Raw genomic sequence first — 17,236 nt, 5'->3', positions numbered from 1 at the left:
GATGAGTTCCATTCGAGACGCTAATGCTTACGCCAAGGTGGGCGTGGAAAGCGGCATTTTGGCGGCCTCCCCCCACCAAAGAATTGTGATGCTGTTCGACAGCTACCAGACGTCGATTCGCATCGCACGCCTGCACCTGCAGGCTGGCCACATAGCCGAAAAGGGCATTGCCATTACCAAGGCAATCAATATTGTCAGCCAGGGGCTGCGCGCGTCACTGGACCTTGAGCAAGGCGGCGATATTGCCGTGCAACTTGATCAACTCTATGACTACGTCATTCGTGTCCTGCTTCGAGCAAACCTCGAGAATGACGAGACAGCCCTCACCACGGCCGCCGACTTGCTGAACAATGTCGCCGCCGCCTGGCTAGCCATCGGTTCGCAAATCGAGGAAGAGCGGTAGACATGATACAGACACAATTGATCGCCGCTTATGAACAACTGCTCGAACAATCCCGACGCATTCTCGAATGTGCAGAAAGGGCCGACTGGGATGGCATCTTCACGTTAAAGTCCCAGGGCCTGATCGACGCGGCCTACTTACGCCGCGCCGAAGCTCAAGCCAAACTTGACGATGCCGGCCAGCAGCGCAAATTTGAGCTCATGAGGCAAATAATGGAGCTGGATGGACAAGTCAGTTCCTTTCTGCACGCGCGTCAAAATGACTTGGGTCAACTCATGCAAATCAATCGTCGAAAGAGTGACTTGAACACTGCGTATCGAGTCCCGTCGAACAGCGTAATACCAATAAGCCACTATTTGTACCATAAAAAATAAGAAGCGCGTACAAGCCACATCAAGTCACGACACATTGCTATGGAACTATCCGGGGCGTACGAAAAAAATCGTGTAAACAGACAACAAATAGTCTGCCCCGATCTGTTATCGTGCATTCAAGCTGATACTTTAGAAAAAATAAAATGGTTTCCATGACCTTTGGGCAAGGTCAAACACGTGGATAACCAAAAGAAAACAACACACAACACTTTTTTGCCCTCGCGGCAACGCAGTGCATCTTAGTCATTGTCGTTTTTGACATTTATCTGCCGGAGGTCACACCGTCGAAGTGTGGCCAAACTGTAGTATCCATGGGGAGGGGTAGAAATTGCCAAATACCAATACAGAGCTTGAAGATATCCAGGATCTGAATCTTTCATATTTGCTACTGGCCCAAAACCTGTTGCGCAAAGACCGAGAGGTGGCCATTTTCCGCCTGAAACTCAGCGAAAAAATGGCGGATCTACTGACCAAACTGAGCAGCAAGCAGATGACTCAGCTAGCCCGGGTCAACCAACTGATTTGCCGCCCCGTTTTCGAAGAGACAGACCGACTATCCAAAGTCCTGGGCAACGCTCGCGAACTGGGCATGGTGGAAATTCATTCAGCCTTGCTGATGGCAGCCGCCGATCGCTCAGGGGATATACGGTTCGGGGAAGGCTGATCCATGTCAGAAAAAAGCCTGGTCACCGAAATGCAGCAAGTGCAGCTGGCAATCGAACTGATTGAACTGGGCGCACGCCTGCAGGTGCTGGAAACCGAGACGTCGCTTAGCCGTGGACGCCTCATCCGGCTGTACAAAGAGGTTCGAGGAGCCTCTCCGCCCAAGGGCATGCTGCCCTTCTCCACCGACTGGTTCGTCACATGGCTACCGAATATCCACTCATCGCTGTTCTACGGCATGTACCGAAGCATGATCGAAATTGGCGGATACCGGATCGATGCGTTCGTCAAAGCCTATCGCCTCTACCTGGAGCAGGTCGGCGACCAGGAGGGTGAGCTGGTGCTCGGCCTGACACGCGCCTGGACGCTCGTACGTTTTTTTGAAAGCGACATGCTCGAGCTGATCCGCTGCTCATGCTGTTCAGGCGAGTTCGTTGCGCACTCTCACGCACCGGTACAGAACTACGTCTGCGGGATCTGCCAGCCGCCGTCACGCGCAGGAAAAACCTTGAAACGCCGGGACATCGAAGCCCAGTTGCTCGATCGCCTGCCTCCGGTACGCAAGGTGTAAAACAAAAAGCCTCGCCAAAAAAACCGCGATTGAAAGGAGCAGGTAAATCCAGATGGGTTTATCCCTTGCCACCGGGCGCTTGCGCGCACCGGTGGAATTTTGCCTGCACCACCTGCCGCCCCCCCGCCGCGCCCGCGCCGCAAAGCGAAGAAAATAATTCAAGTTCTGGACACCCCTGCCGATATTCCGCAGGTCATCTATTTCTTGAAATTAAGGAACGACCACGTGCTCATCGCAATAGGGCTTACCGTTGTACTTTTGTCGGTGTTCGGTGGCTTCGTCCTGTCCGGTGGCAGCCTGGGCCCACTGTATCAGCCCACTGAACTGCTGATGATTGGAGGGGCCGGTATCGGAGCGTTCATCGCCGCGAACAACGGCAAGGCCATCAGGGCCACGCTCAACGCCGTCTCACGCTTCAAACGTAGCGCCAAGTACGACAAAGCGTTGTACATGGAGCTGATGGCGCTGATGTATATCCTGCTGAGCAAGGCTCGGCGCGAAGGCATGCTCGCCCTGGAGCGGGATATCGACGAGCCCGGTCAGAGCCCGATTTTCAGCCTGTACCCGCGACTGGCCAGCGATCCGATGATCATCAATTTCATCACCGATTACCTGCGCCTGTTGATCAGCAGCGCCATGCAGACCCACGAGCTCGACGAACTGATGCTGCACGAAATCGAAGAGTTCGAACACGAAGCCCATTTGCCCTCCGACGCCCTGTACAAAGTCAGCGACGCATTACCGGCCTTCGGCATCGTTGCGGCGGTCATGGGGGTGGTCAAAGCCTTGAGCTCGGTCGACGTGGGTCCGGACTTGATGGGCCAGATGATTGCCCATGCACTGGTCGGCACCTTCCTCGGCATCTACCTGGCCTACGGCGTGGTTGCACCATTGGCCAGCCGGATTGATCGACAAGCCGCCGAGTCCGCCAAGATGCTGCAGTGCATTCGTGTCACGCTGCTGGCGAGCCTGCAAGGACTGCCACCGCAACTGGCCGTTGAGTTCGGTCGAAAGGCCCTGCACACCAGCGAAAGACCCAGCGCGCTGGAGCTGGAAAGCTACGTGCGTGGCAGCGGTGGCAACGCCCCACTTGGCCTGGAAAAAGTATGAGCGAGCAGCCGATCATCATCCGGCGCAAGAAAAAGGCCGCGCACGGACATCATGGCGGGGCCTGGAAAATTGCCTTCGCCGACTTCATGACCGCGCTCATGGCGCTGTTTCTGGTGTTATGGGTATTGTCCAACGCCAGCAAAAGCGACAAGGATGCCATTGCCGAATATTTCAGTACCCCCTTGCTGGTCGCCATGAGCAAAGGCGATCGCAATTCGGCGAGCACCCGTGCAATTCCCGGCGGAGGCCCGGACCCACGCTTCTCCCAGGGCGAGCAGGCACGCCTGAATCAGCGCCCCGAACACTTGTCCGGCGAGGAACGCCGCCGCCTGGAGTCACTCAAGCAACGATTGGAAAGTGCCGTGGAGCGCGATCCGCAACTCAGGGAGCTCAAGCAGCAGATTTCGATAGAGCTGAGCCCGGAAGGTTTACGCGTGCAGTTGCTCGACACGGACAAACGCCCCATGTTCGAACTGGGCAGCGCCAATGTCGCGCCGTACTTACGCAAGCTCCTGCGGACCTTCGCCCCCGTACTCAATGAGCTGCCCAATCGCATTCAAATCAGCGGGCATACCGACAGTCACCCGTATCCCGGCGGTGAGGCCGGCTACAACAACTGGGACTTGTCCGCCGACCGCGCCAAAGCCTCTCGCCAGGAGCTGGTCGCCGGCGGCCTGGATTCGGACAAGTTGCTGCGTGTCTCCGGCATGTCCGATCGCATCCGCTTCCACGGTGCCGGCCCTTATGATGCGTCCAATCGACGAATCGAAATCATCGTGCTGGACAGCCGCGCTGCGCAGCGGATTTTGTCCCAGGACGAATACGGTCCGTTGGACATACCTGAACCAACCCCCTCGGAGCCCTCCACAAGCAAACCTGCGGAACAAACCGGACATTAGCGCTCGATTGTGTGTGGTGTTTCCACGATCGGGTCTCTGGGCGGCTGCGCACAATAGCGACCTTTGACATGTCGCGCGGGTCGCCGCAGGCGCTTGGAGAGCCATGGCCGAGACCAGCAGAGAGGACAAGACCGAAGCGGCGTCGCCGCGACGCATAGAGAAGGCCCGTGAACAGGGCCAGGTCGTACGCTCTCGAGAACTGAACACCTTCGTCATGCTGCTGGCCGGCATCGGCGGGCTGTGGATGATGGGCGGCAAACTGTATGACAACCTCGGTCAGGTCATGGAGCAGGCGCTGCTGTTCGAACGCGCACAACTGTTCGACACCGCACGCATGCTCAGTGTGCTCTGGTCATTGAGCCAGATCGCGCTGTTCGCCTTGGTCCCGTTCTTCGCCCTGATGACCTTCACAGCCATGGCCGCACCGGCGCTACTGGGAGGACTGGTGATTACCCTGGCCGCAGTACGGCCGCAGTTTTCGAGGGTCAATCCGATGAGTGGGCTGGCACGGCTGTTTTCCGTGCAGGTGTTGGTCGAACTGGCAAAAGCCATCGCGAAGGCGACGTTGATCGGCACGGTGCTCTACTTCTTCCTCAAGGCGCACATAGGGCAATTGCTGGCCTTGCCACAAATGCCCGCACAGCAAGCCCTGGCAGCGGTCATGGAGTTGACGGCCAAGTCCTGTGCGATGTGTGTGACGGCATTGATCATCGTCGTTGGCATGGACACGCCTTATCAGTTGTGGACGTACGCGAAAAACCTGCGCATGTCCAAGGAGGAACAACGCCAGGAACACAAGAACGCCGACGGCGACCCCCACATCAAGGCGCGAATCCGTCAGTTGCAGCAGGCACGTGCGCGGCGACGGATGATGAGCAAGGTGCCCAAGGCCGACGTCATCGTCACTAACCCCAGCCATTTCGCCGTGGCCCTGTCTTATCGAAAAGACGAGCACGGCGCCCCCAGGGTGGTTGCCAAGGGTGCCGACGATGTGGCCCTGCGCATTCGCGAAATCGCCCAGGAACATGACTTGCCCGTGCTGCAAGCGCCCCCACTGGCTCGCGCCCTTTACTTCCACGTCGATCTGGATCGTGAAATCCCCATTGAGCTTTACACCGTTGTCGCCGAAGTCGTCGCCTGGGCCATACGCCTCAAGCGCGTCAATGAGCATGGCGGTGACGTTCCACCGACCCCGGTCAATCTGTCCGTACCACCGGGTATGGACCAGCGTGGCCCGCGTAACGCGAAACCTGAGGATGAGCAGAACGAATGAAAGGCATGACCGACTTACTCGGACCTGATTCCTGGCTGGCCAAAACTGACCTGAAGATCATGACCGGGCCCGTGTTGATCGTCCTCATCCTGTCGATGATGATCCTCCCCCTGCCGACGTTTATTCTGGACCTGCTCTTCACCTTCAACATTGCCCTGGCAATCATGGTCTTGATGGTGAGCATGCTCACGGAGAAGCCGCTGGATTTCTCTGCGTTTCCCTCTGTGTTGCTGTTCACCACCTTGCTGCGCCTGTCGCTCAACGTCGCCTCGACCCGAGTGATTCTAATGGAGGGGCATACAGGCCCCGATGCCGCCGGAAAGGTTATCGAGGCCTTTGGCGAGTTCCTGGTGGGCGGGAACTTCGCCGTGGGCCTGGCGTTGTTCCTGATTCTGGTCACCATCAACTTCATGGTGATCACCAAAGGTGCCGGACGGATCGCAGAGGTCGGCGCGCGCTTTACCCTGGACTCGATGCCCGGCAAGCAGATGGCAATCGACGCCGATTTGAACGCCGGCCTGATCGGCGAACCGCAAGCCCGCCAACGACGCAAGGAGGTCGCCCAGGAAGCCGACTTCTTCGGGTCCATGGACGGTGCGAGCAAATTCGTGCGGGGCGACGCGGTAGCGGGCCTGGTCATCATGGCGGTCTGCATCATCGGCGGCCTGGCCATCGGCATCCTGCAACACGACATGGTCTTCAGCGACGCCGCTCACACCTACACCATGCTGACCATCGGCGACGGTCTGGTGGCTCAGATCCCTGGCCTGGTGATTTCCATCGCCGCGGGTGTCACGGTCTCGCGGGTCAATACCGAACAGGACGTGGGCCAACAGATGATGGGCCAACTGTTCAGTCGGCCCAAAGTGCTGATGATGACCGCAGGCGTGATGGGGTTGCTCGGGCTGGTCCCGGGCATGCCCAACCTGGTGTTCCTGATCCTCACCGGATTGCTCGGCGGCCTGGGCTGGTGGTTCTCCAAACAGGAGGAGGCGCCCGTGGAAAACTCGATCCAGACCCTGTTGCCCAAATCGGCGTCACAAAGTACCGAAGCCACATGGGATGACGTGCAGCTGGTCGATACCTTGAGCTTGCGCGTGGGCCACCGACTGATTCCATTGGTGGATGTACGCCAGCAAGGCGAGCTGGTCACACGTATCAAAAGCCTGCGCAAAAAGTTCGCCCAGGACGTCGGCTTTCTCCCCCCAGTGGTGCATGTGCGCGACAAGCTTGAGCTGTCACCCAACACCTACATCATCAGCCTGAAAGGCGTTGAGATCGGGCGCGGCGAAATCTTTCCCGGCAAGTGGCTGGCCATCAATCCTGGCAAGGTCACCCACGAGTTGGCAGGCACAGAGGCCGTGGACCCGGCGTTTGGTTTGCCGGCCATCTGGATCGAGCCGAATTTGCGTGAACACGGACAGATTTATGGCTACACCGTGGTCGACGCCAGCACCGTGACGGCCACCCACCTCAACCATTTGCTGCACCAACACGCCAAAGACATGCTCGGCCGCGGCGAAGTGCAAAAGCTCCTGGACAAACTCGGTCCAGACAGCAAAGGGTTGATCGACGAAGTCGTGCCCAAGCTGGTGACGCTGACCGTCTTGCAACGCGTGCTGCAGAACCTGCTGGAAGAAAACGTCTCGATCCGTGACATGCGCACCATTCTCGATGCCCTGGCCGAACATGGCGGCGCGCAGCAACCGCCGGATGTGCAAGAGCTGACCGCCGTGGTGCGCATCGCCCTGGGCCGCTCGATCGTCAATCAGTTGTTTGCCAACAAACCCGAACTGAAAGTCATCGGACTGGACTTCAACCTTGAACAGGTATTGATGCAGGCCGTGGGCAATGGTGGGTCGCTGGAGCCTAGCCTGGCGGACAACCTGATGCACCAGACGTCGCTGGCCCTCAAGCGCCAGGAAGTCAGCAGCGAACCGCCCGTGCTGGTCGTGCCGAACAAGCTGCGCCCAGTGCTGTCGCGCTTCTTGCGGCGACGCTTGCGTCAATTGACGGTGATCTCCCTGAGCGAAGTGCCGGATGACCGCACGCTTCGTATGATTAACGTGATAGGAGCAACGCCCAAGTGAGTGCCCAACGTTTTATCGGCGCCAACAGCCGCGAGGCGATGAATCAGGTTCGTCTTGTCTTGGGTGACGAAGCCCTGATCCTGTCGAGTCGCATGACCGAAGACGGTGTCGAGATCATGGCACTGGCACCAGAAGCACAGCCGCCGGCCGGTGCAGCGTCAACGCTTGCCACACTCGCCGAACCGGACGACATCGTGCAGGTCAGCGCGCGCCAAGCCGCTGCCGCATACGCCAACCAGCTCAGCAGGCCATCTCCCCCGCCTGTTGAACGGCCCGTGGCGGCGAGCGCCACATCAGCAACCGTCATGGATTTCGCCGCGCTGAGTGAGCGCCTGTTGAACGAAATCCAGGACATGCGCCAGCTCATCGATCGCCAGACACAACGTTCGGGCACCGACCTGGGCTGCCGGTCCCAATTGCTCAACCGGCTGCTTGATGCAGGTTTCAGTGCTCAGTTGAGCGAGGAAATACTCGGCACGACGCCTACCCCGCTGCTGGGCCCTGACGCCACCCCAGCCAGGCTGCAAAGCTGGTTGGCGCTAAAGCTGGACAGCCAACTGAATCAACTTGTCGATGAGGCTGAACTGTTCGACAACACACGTCTCATCGCCCTGGTGGGGCCGACCGGCGTGGGTAAAACCACCACGACCGCCAAACTGGCGGCCCGATATGTGATGCGCCATGGCGCCAGTCAGGTCGCCTTGATCACCACTGATCACTTTCGTATCGGCGCCCACGAACAACTGCGTATCTACGCTCAATTACTGGGTGTCGAACTGCACACTCCGGGGCCTGCGGCGGAACTTGATCCGCTGCTGGCCGAACTGGCCGACAAGCGACTGGTGATTATCGACACCGTAGGCATGAGCCAACGCGATCAACGCTTGCTCAAGCAAATCACCCAACTGGGCTCAAGCCGCCAGGCCCTGCGACTGATACTGGTGATCAATGCGACCAGCCACGGCGACACCCTCGAAGAAGTGGTGCAAATCTATCGCAGTGCCGCGCTGGCTGCCGGTTGCCGACTGGATGATTGCATCCTCAGCAAATGCGATGAGGCCGCACGGCTGGGGCCGGCGCTGGATATCATTATCCGCCACGGCCTGTGCCTGAATTACTTGTCCGTCGGCCAGCAAGTACCTGAGGACTTGCAGCTACCCGCCGCGTCGACATTCCTGCAACAAGCATTGGATCTCTCTCACCCGTCGCTGTTCGCTGCAAAACCGGACGTCTCGACGCCTCGGCAACTGGACGCGCTCGTGCGCGGTTTATTGAGCCAGAGCCGGATTATTTCGTCGTTGCGCAACAGCTTGAGCCAACAGATTGCAGGGTTTGCGCAACTGCTCGATACCTGGACGCTGATGGTGCTGCCCCAAGCGGTGCAGCACCAGCGTTGGGCGGCCTTCCTGAGCACGCAGGAGCGTTGGACGCCTGCCGAACCCAATGGCCTGCTGCTGTGGGGAACGCCTCGCCCCATGCCCGGAGCCACGTGGAACATGCCTCTGTTAACGGTGGACAACGCTGCTCATTTGGAGGCCCGGCCATGGCTGACACACCGAATGCCGATCGGTCCGCAACCACGCTTGGACTGGTGCCAGCCGCGCTGGCCGGCCCATCGTCATGTGTGGTCCGCCTGCCCGAGCCCACAAGTACTTGAAGTATTGCGTCATAACGGGCAGACGTGGTTAAGCCCCGTCAAAGGTCGCCAGCGGGTCGTCTATCAAGGTGAGCATAAGCCCCTTGGCACGTTGCTCAGCTGCTGCGACGAGGTGACTGTTCATGAGCTCAGGTACCGCGGCCGCAACGTGCGCCTGAACCTGAGCCATCTGCCGGTCACGCTCAAGGGCGCGCCTCACGCCCCCTTGCGCGCTTGGTTCGGCACGCTGCATGACAGCCATGGCGGCCAGTGCCTGGGGCAACGTTGGTGGTTGGCCAGTGGCGACATACAAGAAGCTTTGCAGGGTCAGATGGCCGATCTCATCTTGCAATTGAAGCATGATGAACTGGCCAGGCTCACCGGGCGTGGCTGGACGCTATTGACCGGCATTCAGCCGCACCTGAATGCCGAAATTCGCTTGTACCTGGCGGCCGGACTGGCAGCAACCGCCGTGCGGCTGAGCAACGACAGCGAGGACTGGGCCTTTCAGGCACGCGCCCAACTGGTGGGCCTGCTGCCTGGAAAGCGCACCGACAACGCATCGAGGCTCCTTGAAAGCTTGCTGCATTTACTGACGCTCAACGATGCTTTCACCCGCATGCACAACCCTCCCACCCGTATTTGCACATGACTGGCCCCCAGTTCCTATCTGCGGTGGACACCCTGGATCAGGCCGCCGGCCTGCGGCGCTGGGCCAGGCAAAACCAGGCCGCCCCCACTGCGACGGTCCGAGAGGTCGAACGGTTATCGCCAACGCCGCCAGATCGAACCTTGATGTTGTTCGGCTCGGCGCAGATGGCAGGCCAGGTTTATCAAACCCTGGAACGCTGGCACCACCAGGGTCACCCCTGGGTCGGTCACCCCAACCGCTGGCACGTGCTACCGGTGTGCAACAGTCGCCAGGACCTGCAAGCACTGGCCCAGCGGCAACCGTGCTGGGGCCTGTGGGTCGACAGCGACCTGGATGCTTTCCGCCGGACGTTCCAGACCTTGCGCCAGCTCGGCGAGCAAGGTGGCCCCAACCAGGTACTGGCGCTGCACCCCGGATTTTCCCGACAGGGCCTGCTCGGCAACTTGCAGGATGCGGCCCGACGTTATCTCGGCATTCGATTGTTGCTCGTCGATGAAGCAGGCCACTGAGTCATTCGCCATTGGCTGGCACACCTAAGCGGGGAACATGTCGTGTAGCGCATGGCTGTTCCACGCTTAAGGGGCTCGGGGGAGCGGTAATAATCCTGATATTACGACTCCAGGCATCACACGGCTTCCAACTGTGCGGATGCTCATTGCCATTTTTTTGTCTTTCGCAGGCGCGCACGATGTATACGGCACAGGGCAAGATGAACCAGCAGGAATTGCTCCAGCAGTATTTACCCTTGGTCCGACGGCAAGCATTAGGTTTGAAAACGCGGTTGCCAGCCAATATCGAGCTGGATGATTTGATTCAAGCCGGCAGCATTGGCCTGCTTGATGCGATGACTCGCTATGACTTGAACGTGGGGGCGACGTTCGGAACCTACGCCTCGCAGCGTATCCGCGGCGCCATGATCGACGAACTGCGTACCCGTGACTGGGTGCCTCGCAGCGTGCGCCGCAACGCGCGCGCGCTCGAAAATGCCATGCATCGCGTGGAGCAAAGCCTGGGGCGGCCGGCCAAAGAGCGTGAAATCGCGGACGCAATGGGTTTGACACTTGCCCAGTATCATCAGGTACTCAGCGACACCAACGGCAGCCAGATGCTGCCCATCGACGATGTGAACGAAGAGCACATCGATGAGACGTGCTCCCGGCATATCACCCCCTTTGCCGAACTCGTCAACGATCGCAACCGTACCCACCTCATGCGCGCCATTGACGCCCTGCCCGAGCGGGAAAGACTGCTGCTCGCGCTGTGCCACCACGAAAAACTCAACCTGCGGGAGATTGGCCTGGTGCTAGGTGTCAGCGAGTCCCGTGTCTGTCAGTTGCACAGCCAGGCCATTGCCCGCCTACGCGCAAGCATGGCGGAGTAGAGAACCATGAAGATCAGCGTATTCGGCTCAGGTTATGTGGGGCTCGTGGCAAGTGCCTGCCTTGCCGATGTCGGCCATGAGGTGATGTGCATGGACATCGACCCCCAACGCATCGAGCTGCTGCGCAACGGCGAAGTACCGATCCATGAGCCCGGTCTGAGCGCACTGATCCATACCAATGTCCAGGCTCGGCGCCTGTTGTTCTCCACTGATGCCGCACAAACCGTTGCCTTCGCCGATCTGCTGTTCATTGCCGTGGGTACTCCGGGCGACGAGGACGGCAGCGCCGATCTGCAATATGTGCTGGCCGTAGCACGAAACATTGGTCAGCACATGCAGGGCTATAAGGTCATCGTCGACAAATCCACCGTCCCGGTTGGCACCGGGGAAAAGGTCCAGGCGAGCATTCGCGCTGCGCTGGCCGATCGCGGTGTGCAACTGCCGTTCGAGGTCTGTTCCAACCCGGAATTCATGAAAGAAGGCGCCGCCATCGACGACTTCACCCGCGGCGCACGCATCATCGTCGGCACCGGGTCGGACGCGGTCAAAGCCCTCATGCGCGAGTGCTACGCCCCCTATAACCGCAATCACGACAAGCTGATGTTCATGAGCCTGCGCGCCGCCGAGCTGACCAAGTACGCCGCCAACGCCATGCTGGCGACAAAAATCAGTTTCATGAATGAAATGGCCAACCTCGCCGAGTGCCTTGGGGTGGACATAGAAGAAGTTCGCCATGGCATCGGCAGCGATCCGCGGATCGGCTATGACTTTATCTACCCCGGTTGCGGCTATGGCGGTTCGTGTTTCCCCAAGGACATACAAGCCCTCAGTCGCACGGCCCAGGATGTCGGCTACGACCCGCAATTGCTCAGAGCGGTCGAAGCGATCAACCAGCGACAGAAAAACTCCCTGTTCAAAAAGCTCGAACGGGCCCTGGACGGTCAGTTGCGGTATAAAACCATTGCCGTGTGGGGACTGGCGTTCAAACCCAACACCGACGACATGCGCGCCGCCCCCAGCAGAGACTTGATGGAGTCCTTGTGGAACGCTGGCGCCAAGGTACAGGCCTACGACCCGCAAGCGATGCTGGAGTGTCGGCGCATCTATGGCGAACGCGACGATTTGCTGTTGGCCGCAGACCGTATACAAGCCGTCAAGGGTGCCGATGCCTTGGTGATCTGCACGGAGTGGAAAGCCTTTCGCAGCGTCGATTTCACCTGGCTCAAACAGCAACTCAAGCTTGCCGTGGTGATCGATGGGCGCAACTTGTACGAACCAAAGGCTCTGCTGGACGCCGGATTGACCTATTCGGCAATCGGCAGGTGAGCGTGGCGTCATCACCGCCTCCCCGGCTCCTCAGCGACAACGTTCCCATGTCCCCATGGGAACGTTCCATCCGTCACTCGGCGTAGGCCACCTCATTATAGCTCCCCACCAGCCAGGTCAACTCCGACCGGGGTACTTCAGTCAGAGGACGCAAGTCAAACCTGGCCATCCGACCGACAAACTCGGTCGGCGCCAGCAATCGCTCGACCACGTGATAGTGAGGGCGGTCGAGGTAGTCATCGAACAGCACGATCATCGGCTTGTTCGCCCGCAGATAGGCAGTCACGAAGCAGGCAATCCGAAAGCGTCCATCGATCAGAATGACATCGGGCTCCTGGAAAAACGGCTCGTCCCAGACCTTCAGTGGGTAAGTGTGGAATCGTTTCCAGGCCCGGGCGTTTTTTGGCCGCGCCCACTTTCCGGTTTCGCCGACATCGACGGGATAGATCACCGGCCGCGATGGCAGCTCAGCACTGGCGATCCAGTCCTGCATGTTCTTGGCCCAATGCGCGTCGTTTTCTACCGAAATGACCGATTTGCCTGGCATCCTGGCGGCAATGATGGTCGAGCCACCACTGCCGTATTCCAGAATCACCGACGCCTGCGAATAAATGCGCCTGAGATAAACCGCGACCTCCTCGGGGAACGTCACCTGGGGTTCCTGTATCAGTGCCTGCGCGGCACTTGGGGTGGGGGCATCGTTGCCTGTGGCGCCTGCTTCACCCCGCTGCGCCGCAGCGGCCGGGCGGGACGGCGATGAACCCTGGCAATGCTGGCGATACTGCTGCGCCAAATCACTGTCCATTGCCGCGATAAGTTGCGTCGCCACATCATGCACGCCATATACCGTGTGCAGGATGAACGCCAGCTTCAAACGCTGGTTGTCCGACAGTGACGCCAGTCGCGCCGCGTCAGGTAGGAACAATGCGTCTGCACAGACCAGATGAGACGCGCGCAGTTGCACGCAATGCTCGTCCTGCGGCAGATGGCTGGCGTGCTGGAGTTTGTTCAATCGATAGAAACTGAAACCCAGTCGCGCAAGACTTTTGCTGATAAGCCCCATATCGGGTTGTTGACGATGGGTCGGTGTGAAGTTGATGCGCGCCTGCACCAGCAGCGTATCGGCCAGCCGCCGCGTACCATGTTCAATGACGGCCACGCTGTTGCTCAGGTTGTCCAGCAACAGCCAGTCAACGGACTGCAAACCCTTGATGCTGTCGAGCTTCAGTGTCGGCAGTGCAAGCTTGGCCAGGACTTTGGAACCGGAATCCGGATGGGCCGCGCCCAGAGGTTCCAGCGTGGCGCTCATGGCCGGATCAAGGCACGCATAGAGGGTCGTCGCCCGACCATCACCCAATGCCGCATGGGGGTAATGATGCAGTTCGCCCATCTGCCCCAATTGCTTGGCATTGGCTACGCGACTGGCCGGATCGAATGCAATCGTCGAAAAAGCGCCCAGCCTTTGCAACTCGACAAACTGCGCCGAGGCCACCAGTGTCGCGCCATGATCCAGCGTAACGATCTTGCCCTGAAACTTGAAACTGAACCCCTGCTCTTCAAGCGGCGCAATCGGGTGCTGGAGCTCCACGCTATCGGGCTCATCGCCAAACCTGGCCTGCCCCTGCGTGTCCAACGTCAAGGCCGCCGGGGGCTTGCCCTCGCAGTATCGCTGCCAGATGGCCCGCATGGCATTACTGAAGTGGCTCGCAAAACGACGACTGTCACAGACCGGTGAGCGCATCAGCACATCACGCAAGTGAACGCGGATCGTGGAAAGGCTTTTCACGTCCCCGGCCAGGCCGATCACCCGCTGGCGGTACTCATCCCAACTGTTGACCACCAATTCTGGAAAACCGGCATTGACCAGGTGGGTGGCCGAATGGCGCCCGGCGAAGGTCGGCCCCGGCAAGGTGACCACCGGCACGCCCATCAATAAAGCCTCGCAGGTTGTCAAGCCGCCGGAATAAGGCCAGGGATCGAGCGCAATATCGATACGGTTGTAAGCCTCCAGCAGCGCCTTGTGACCGACCGGCCCCTCCACGAGCACATGCTCAGGGTCGATGCCCTGGCGGGCCATGAAACCATGCACATGTTCGCGCAGCTCACTGTTGCCGAATGCCCCGCCCTTGAGCAACAAGCGCGATGCAGGCGTCGCCAGCATCAATTTCGCCCATTGCGCCAACAGGACATCATTGACCTTGGTTGGATTATTGAAGCATCCGTAAGTGATGAATCCGTTCTCCAGCGCCGGCAACGGCTTGATGTCCGGTGTGTAGGGCGGTGGGTCGTAGCAGATGTAATCGTCGGGCAGGCGAATGAGTTTTTCGGTGTAGTACGCATCCTCGCCTTCAGGCGACTCGATGCGGTCGCTGAGCAGGTAGTCGATCGCGTCCAGCCCCGTGGTATTGATCAACCCGCCCACCCACTTGACCAGCAATGGTGCCGGTTGCAAGGCCATGGTGCCCATCCGGTTGCCGGCGTTGTGACCGCACAAGTCGATCAGGATATCGATCCGGTCGTCACGAATGCGCTGGGCCAGGGTGTGCTCATCCATATGCTTGATCGCGAGCCATTGCTGAACCGTCGCGCGAATGCGTCGCGTCAAGTGATCACATACCTGGCTGGTGCTGTAGGCGAACAATTCAAACTGATGCCGTGGCAGCTTCTCCAGCACCCCCACGATCATGTTGCCCACCGGATGTTGGCGCAAGCCATCGGACACCAGACCGATACGCAGGCATCGGTCCGGGGCTCGATCCTGTGCCTCGGGCCGTGGCGGAACGGGTTTCGGCCCGAAGCGCGACTGCCATTGCTTGCAGACCTCGAAGATGTAGTCGCGACTGCGCTCAGGATCGTAATGCAGCGACGTCAGGCGATTGGAGTACGGCAGTACATCCTTGCGCCGGGCCAGCGACACTGCCTTTTGATAGTACTCGTCGGCCTTGGCCAACCGACCGATGTCCTTGTACAGATTGGCCGCATTGTTCCAGTGACTGTAGTCACCCGGTTCTCGCACGATCAGCTTGTCGAACACGGCGATGGCCTCGCTGTAGCGCTCAAGCCGATTGAGGACCAAGCCTTTCCTGGACTGCATGCGACAGTCATCGGGGGAAATCTCCAGTGCCCGCTCGATGTGCTGCAAGGCTTTGGCGAACTGGCCTTTTTCAAAATAAAGCGTGGCCAAGCGATGATGGCCTGCTGCGAAATCGGGTTCTATTCCCAGGGCCTGGAGGGCAAGCGCCTGGGCCCGATCGGCCTGACCCAGCTTTTGCGCCGCCTTGGCCACCAACTCCAACGTCTGTGGGTCGTCGGGCAGCAGGCTCAGTGCTCGCTCGAAACTGGCCAGTGCTCGCTCAGGCTCGGCCTTGAACTCCAGATTGCCCAAGTCTTTCCATACCTGTGGGTCACGCGGACGCTGCTGGCTCAGCCGTCGCGCCTGGGCGAGGTCTCGCGTATCCGCGGCACGATTTGAGGTCGCAGAGGTGGTTTTTTTGTGCAATCGGCCGCGTAAGGGCTTGGGCATGAAGGACAGCCTCGCAAAGGAAAAGTCTGCCGCAATGCTATCGCGCCACTTGCTGCGGCAAAGCCCGGATAAACCCACGCCAGCCCCGCGATAACGCGGTATTGCGTGGTGACCAGACAACGAAAAAAAGGGGCTCAGCTGGCGCTGGCCCCTTCCTGACGCGTGCGACGAATGCCTGATGTTTACTGCAGCAGAGACAGCATTTGCTCCGGCATGGAGTTGGCTTGGGCCAATACCGAGGTACCTGCTTGCTGAAGAATCTGGGCACTGGTCATCGCCGACACTTCAGTGGCGTAGTCCACGTCCTGGATACCCGAACGGGCGGATGTCAGGTTGGTGGTGGTGGTCGAAATGTTGGTGATCGCCGAGTCGAAGCGGTTCTGCACCGCACCAAGGTCCGAACGCATGGAGTCGACGGTATTGAGCGCACTGTCGAGCGTGGTCAGGGTGTTTGTCGACTTCTTGGTAACCGCGTTCTCCGTGTCGATGCTGATGCTCGCCGTGGTGGTGGTGCCACTGGTCGTCAGCGTGACTTCGGCCGCGTAGGTTTTACCGTCCACGGTCAGGAAGTAGTCACCATCGGCGTCTGTGGACAAGGTGCCGCCACTGATGGTGGTGCCAGACTTGTCGACGTAGCTGGTGTTGGTCGAAGTGATCGCGGTGCCCGATTCGTCCGACAAGGTCGCCGCGGTCAGCGTCGTGTCATAGCCGTTGACGTTGAAGTCCCCCAGCCCCAGCGTTTCGGCGTTGATTTCGCTCAGTTTGATATCGATGGTCTCACCATCGTTCGCCCCCACCTGGATGGTAATCGTCTGGTCGGACGCCAATACATCCACGCCGTTGAACGCGGTTTGTTCGGAGATACGGTCGATCTCGTCCAGACGCTGGGTGATCTCGTCCTGGATCGACTGCAAGTCGGACTGGGAGTTGGTGCCGTTCGCGGCCTGAACGGCCAACTCACGAATACGCTGCAGGTTGTCGTTGACCTGATCCAGGGCGCCTTCGGTGGTCTGCGCCAGGGAGATGCCGTCGCTGGCGTTGCTGCTCGCCTGCTCCAGACCAGTGATCTGCGAGCTCATGCGGTTGGCGATCGCCTGGCCAGCGGCGTCATCGGAGGCGCTGTTGATTTTCAGACCGGACGACAAACGTTCGATCGAAGTACTCAGGCTGTTTTCCGAAGCGTTCAGGTTTTGTTGAGCGATCAGCGAGGTGATGTTGGTATTGATAACTGACATTTTGCAGTTCCTTCTCGTGGGGAGGTGCTAGTGACACATTCAGAATCCGACGCCCGTTGCTTTCAGCGCCGTTGCCGTACAGACATTGCGAACATCGGCG

Annotated in this window: 14 protein-coding genes; 12 read left to right on the top strand and 2 right to left on the bottom strand. The window is 59.4% G+C overall.

Features of this window, described 5'->3' with window-relative positions:
• Position 1 precedes the first annotated feature (1 nt).
• The 12 genes from fliS to AC09SL_RS04385 all read left to right on the top strand — a co-directional run bounded on the left by fliS (position 2) and on the right by AC09SL_RS04385 (position 12,378).
• Complete coding sequence (gene fliS, locus AC09SL_RS04440) at positions 2-403, top strand: flagellar export chaperone FliS (RefSeq protein ID WP_058546288.1); 402 nt, start codon at positions 2-4, stop codon at positions 401-403.
• Positions 404-405: 2 nt separating this feature from the next.
• Positions 406-777 carry a flagellar protein FliT gene (locus AC09SL_RS04435; protein ID WP_058546289.1) on the top strand — a complete coding sequence of 124 codons (372 nt, stop codon included), beginning with the start codon at positions 406-408 and terminating at the stop codon, positions 775-777.
• A gap of 328 nt (positions 778-1,105) precedes the next feature.
• Positions 1,106-1,441, top strand: coding sequence for a flagellar transcriptional regulator FlhD (gene flhD, locus AC09SL_RS04430; RefSeq protein WP_058546290.1), 336 nt, complete (start codon positions 1,106-1,108; stop codon positions 1,439-1,441).
• Between the two features lie 3 nt (positions 1,442-1,444).
• Complete coding sequence (gene flhC, locus AC09SL_RS04425; RefSeq protein ID WP_058546291.1) at positions 1,445-2,011, top strand: flagellar transcriptional regulator FlhC; 567 nt, start codon at positions 1,445-1,447, stop codon at positions 2,009-2,011.
• 225 nt (positions 2,012-2,236) lie between these two features.
• Positions 2,237-3,121: a flagellar motor stator protein MotA gene (gene motA, locus AC09SL_RS04420; RefSeq protein ID WP_058546292.1), complete on the top strand. Its 885-nt coding sequence runs from the start codon at positions 2,237-2,239 to the stop codon at positions 3,119-3,121.
• Positions 3,118-4,020, top strand: a complete 903-nt coding sequence (gene motB / locus AC09SL_RS04415; RefSeq protein WP_058546293.1) for a flagellar motor protein MotB — start codon at positions 3,118-3,120, stop codon at positions 4,018-4,020. The genes motA and motB overlap by 4 nt, the downstream gene beginning before the upstream one ends.
• Before the next feature lie 103 nt (positions 4,021-4,123).
• Positions 4,124-5,293 (top strand): flagellar biosynthesis protein FlhB, encoded by a 1,170-nt coding sequence (gene flhB, locus AC09SL_RS04410; protein ID WP_058546294.1) that lies wholly within the window; start codon positions 4,124-4,126, stop codon positions 5,291-5,293.
• Entirely contained in the window at positions 5,290-7,383 is a 2,094-nt protein-coding gene (gene flhA, locus AC09SL_RS04405) for a flagellar biosynthesis protein FlhA (protein ID WP_058546295.1), read from the top strand. The genes flhB and flhA overlap by 4 nt, the downstream gene beginning before the upstream one ends.
• The gene (gene flhF / locus AC09SL_RS04400) at positions 7,380-9,671 is read left to right on the top strand and encodes a flagellar biosynthesis GTPase FlhF (protein WP_058546296.1); all 2,292 of its coding nucleotides are present in this window, start codon (positions 7,380-7,382) and stop codon (positions 9,669-9,671) included. The genes flhA and flhF overlap by 4 nt, the downstream gene beginning before the upstream one ends.
• Entirely contained in the window at positions 9,668-10,180 is a 513-nt protein-coding gene (locus AC09SL_RS04395) for a hypothetical protein (protein ID WP_064106794.1), read from the top strand. Before flhF ends, AC09SL_RS04395 begins: the two co-directional genes overlap by 4 nt.
• A gap of 179 nt (positions 10,181-10,359) precedes the next feature.
• A complete protein-coding gene (locus tag AC09SL_RS04390; protein WP_058546298.1) occupies positions 10,360-11,052 on the top strand; it encodes an RNA polymerase sigma factor FliA in 693 nt (230 codons plus the stop codon).
• Between the two features lie 6 nt (positions 11,053-11,058).
• Positions 11,059-12,378: a UDP-glucose dehydrogenase family protein gene (locus tag AC09SL_RS04385; protein ID WP_058546299.1), complete on the top strand. Its 1,320-nt coding sequence runs from the start codon at positions 11,059-11,061 to the stop codon at positions 12,376-12,378.
• A gap of 73 nt (positions 12,379-12,451) precedes the next feature.
• Here the strand turns inward: AC09SL_RS04385 and AC09SL_RS04380 are convergent, their stop codons facing one another.
• Together AC09SL_RS04380 and AC09SL_RS04375 are read right to left on the bottom strand one after the other, a co-directional pair.
• Positions 12,452-15,901, bottom strand: coding sequence for an O-linked N-acetylglucosamine transferase, SPINDLY family protein (locus AC09SL_RS04380; protein WP_058546300.1), 3,450 nt, complete (start codon positions 15,899-15,901; stop codon positions 12,452-12,454).
• A gap of 182 nt (positions 15,902-16,083) precedes the next feature.
• Entirely contained in the window at positions 16,084-17,136 is a 1,053-nt protein-coding gene (locus AC09SL_RS04375) for a flagellin N-terminal helical domain-containing protein (RefSeq protein ID WP_058546301.1), read from the bottom strand.
• Between the last annotated feature and the right edge of the window lie 100 nt (positions 17,137-17,236).

The organism is Pseudomonas sp. PF05, assembly GCF_056521845.1.
This window is presented reverse-complemented; position numbering and strand designations above follow the sequence as displayed.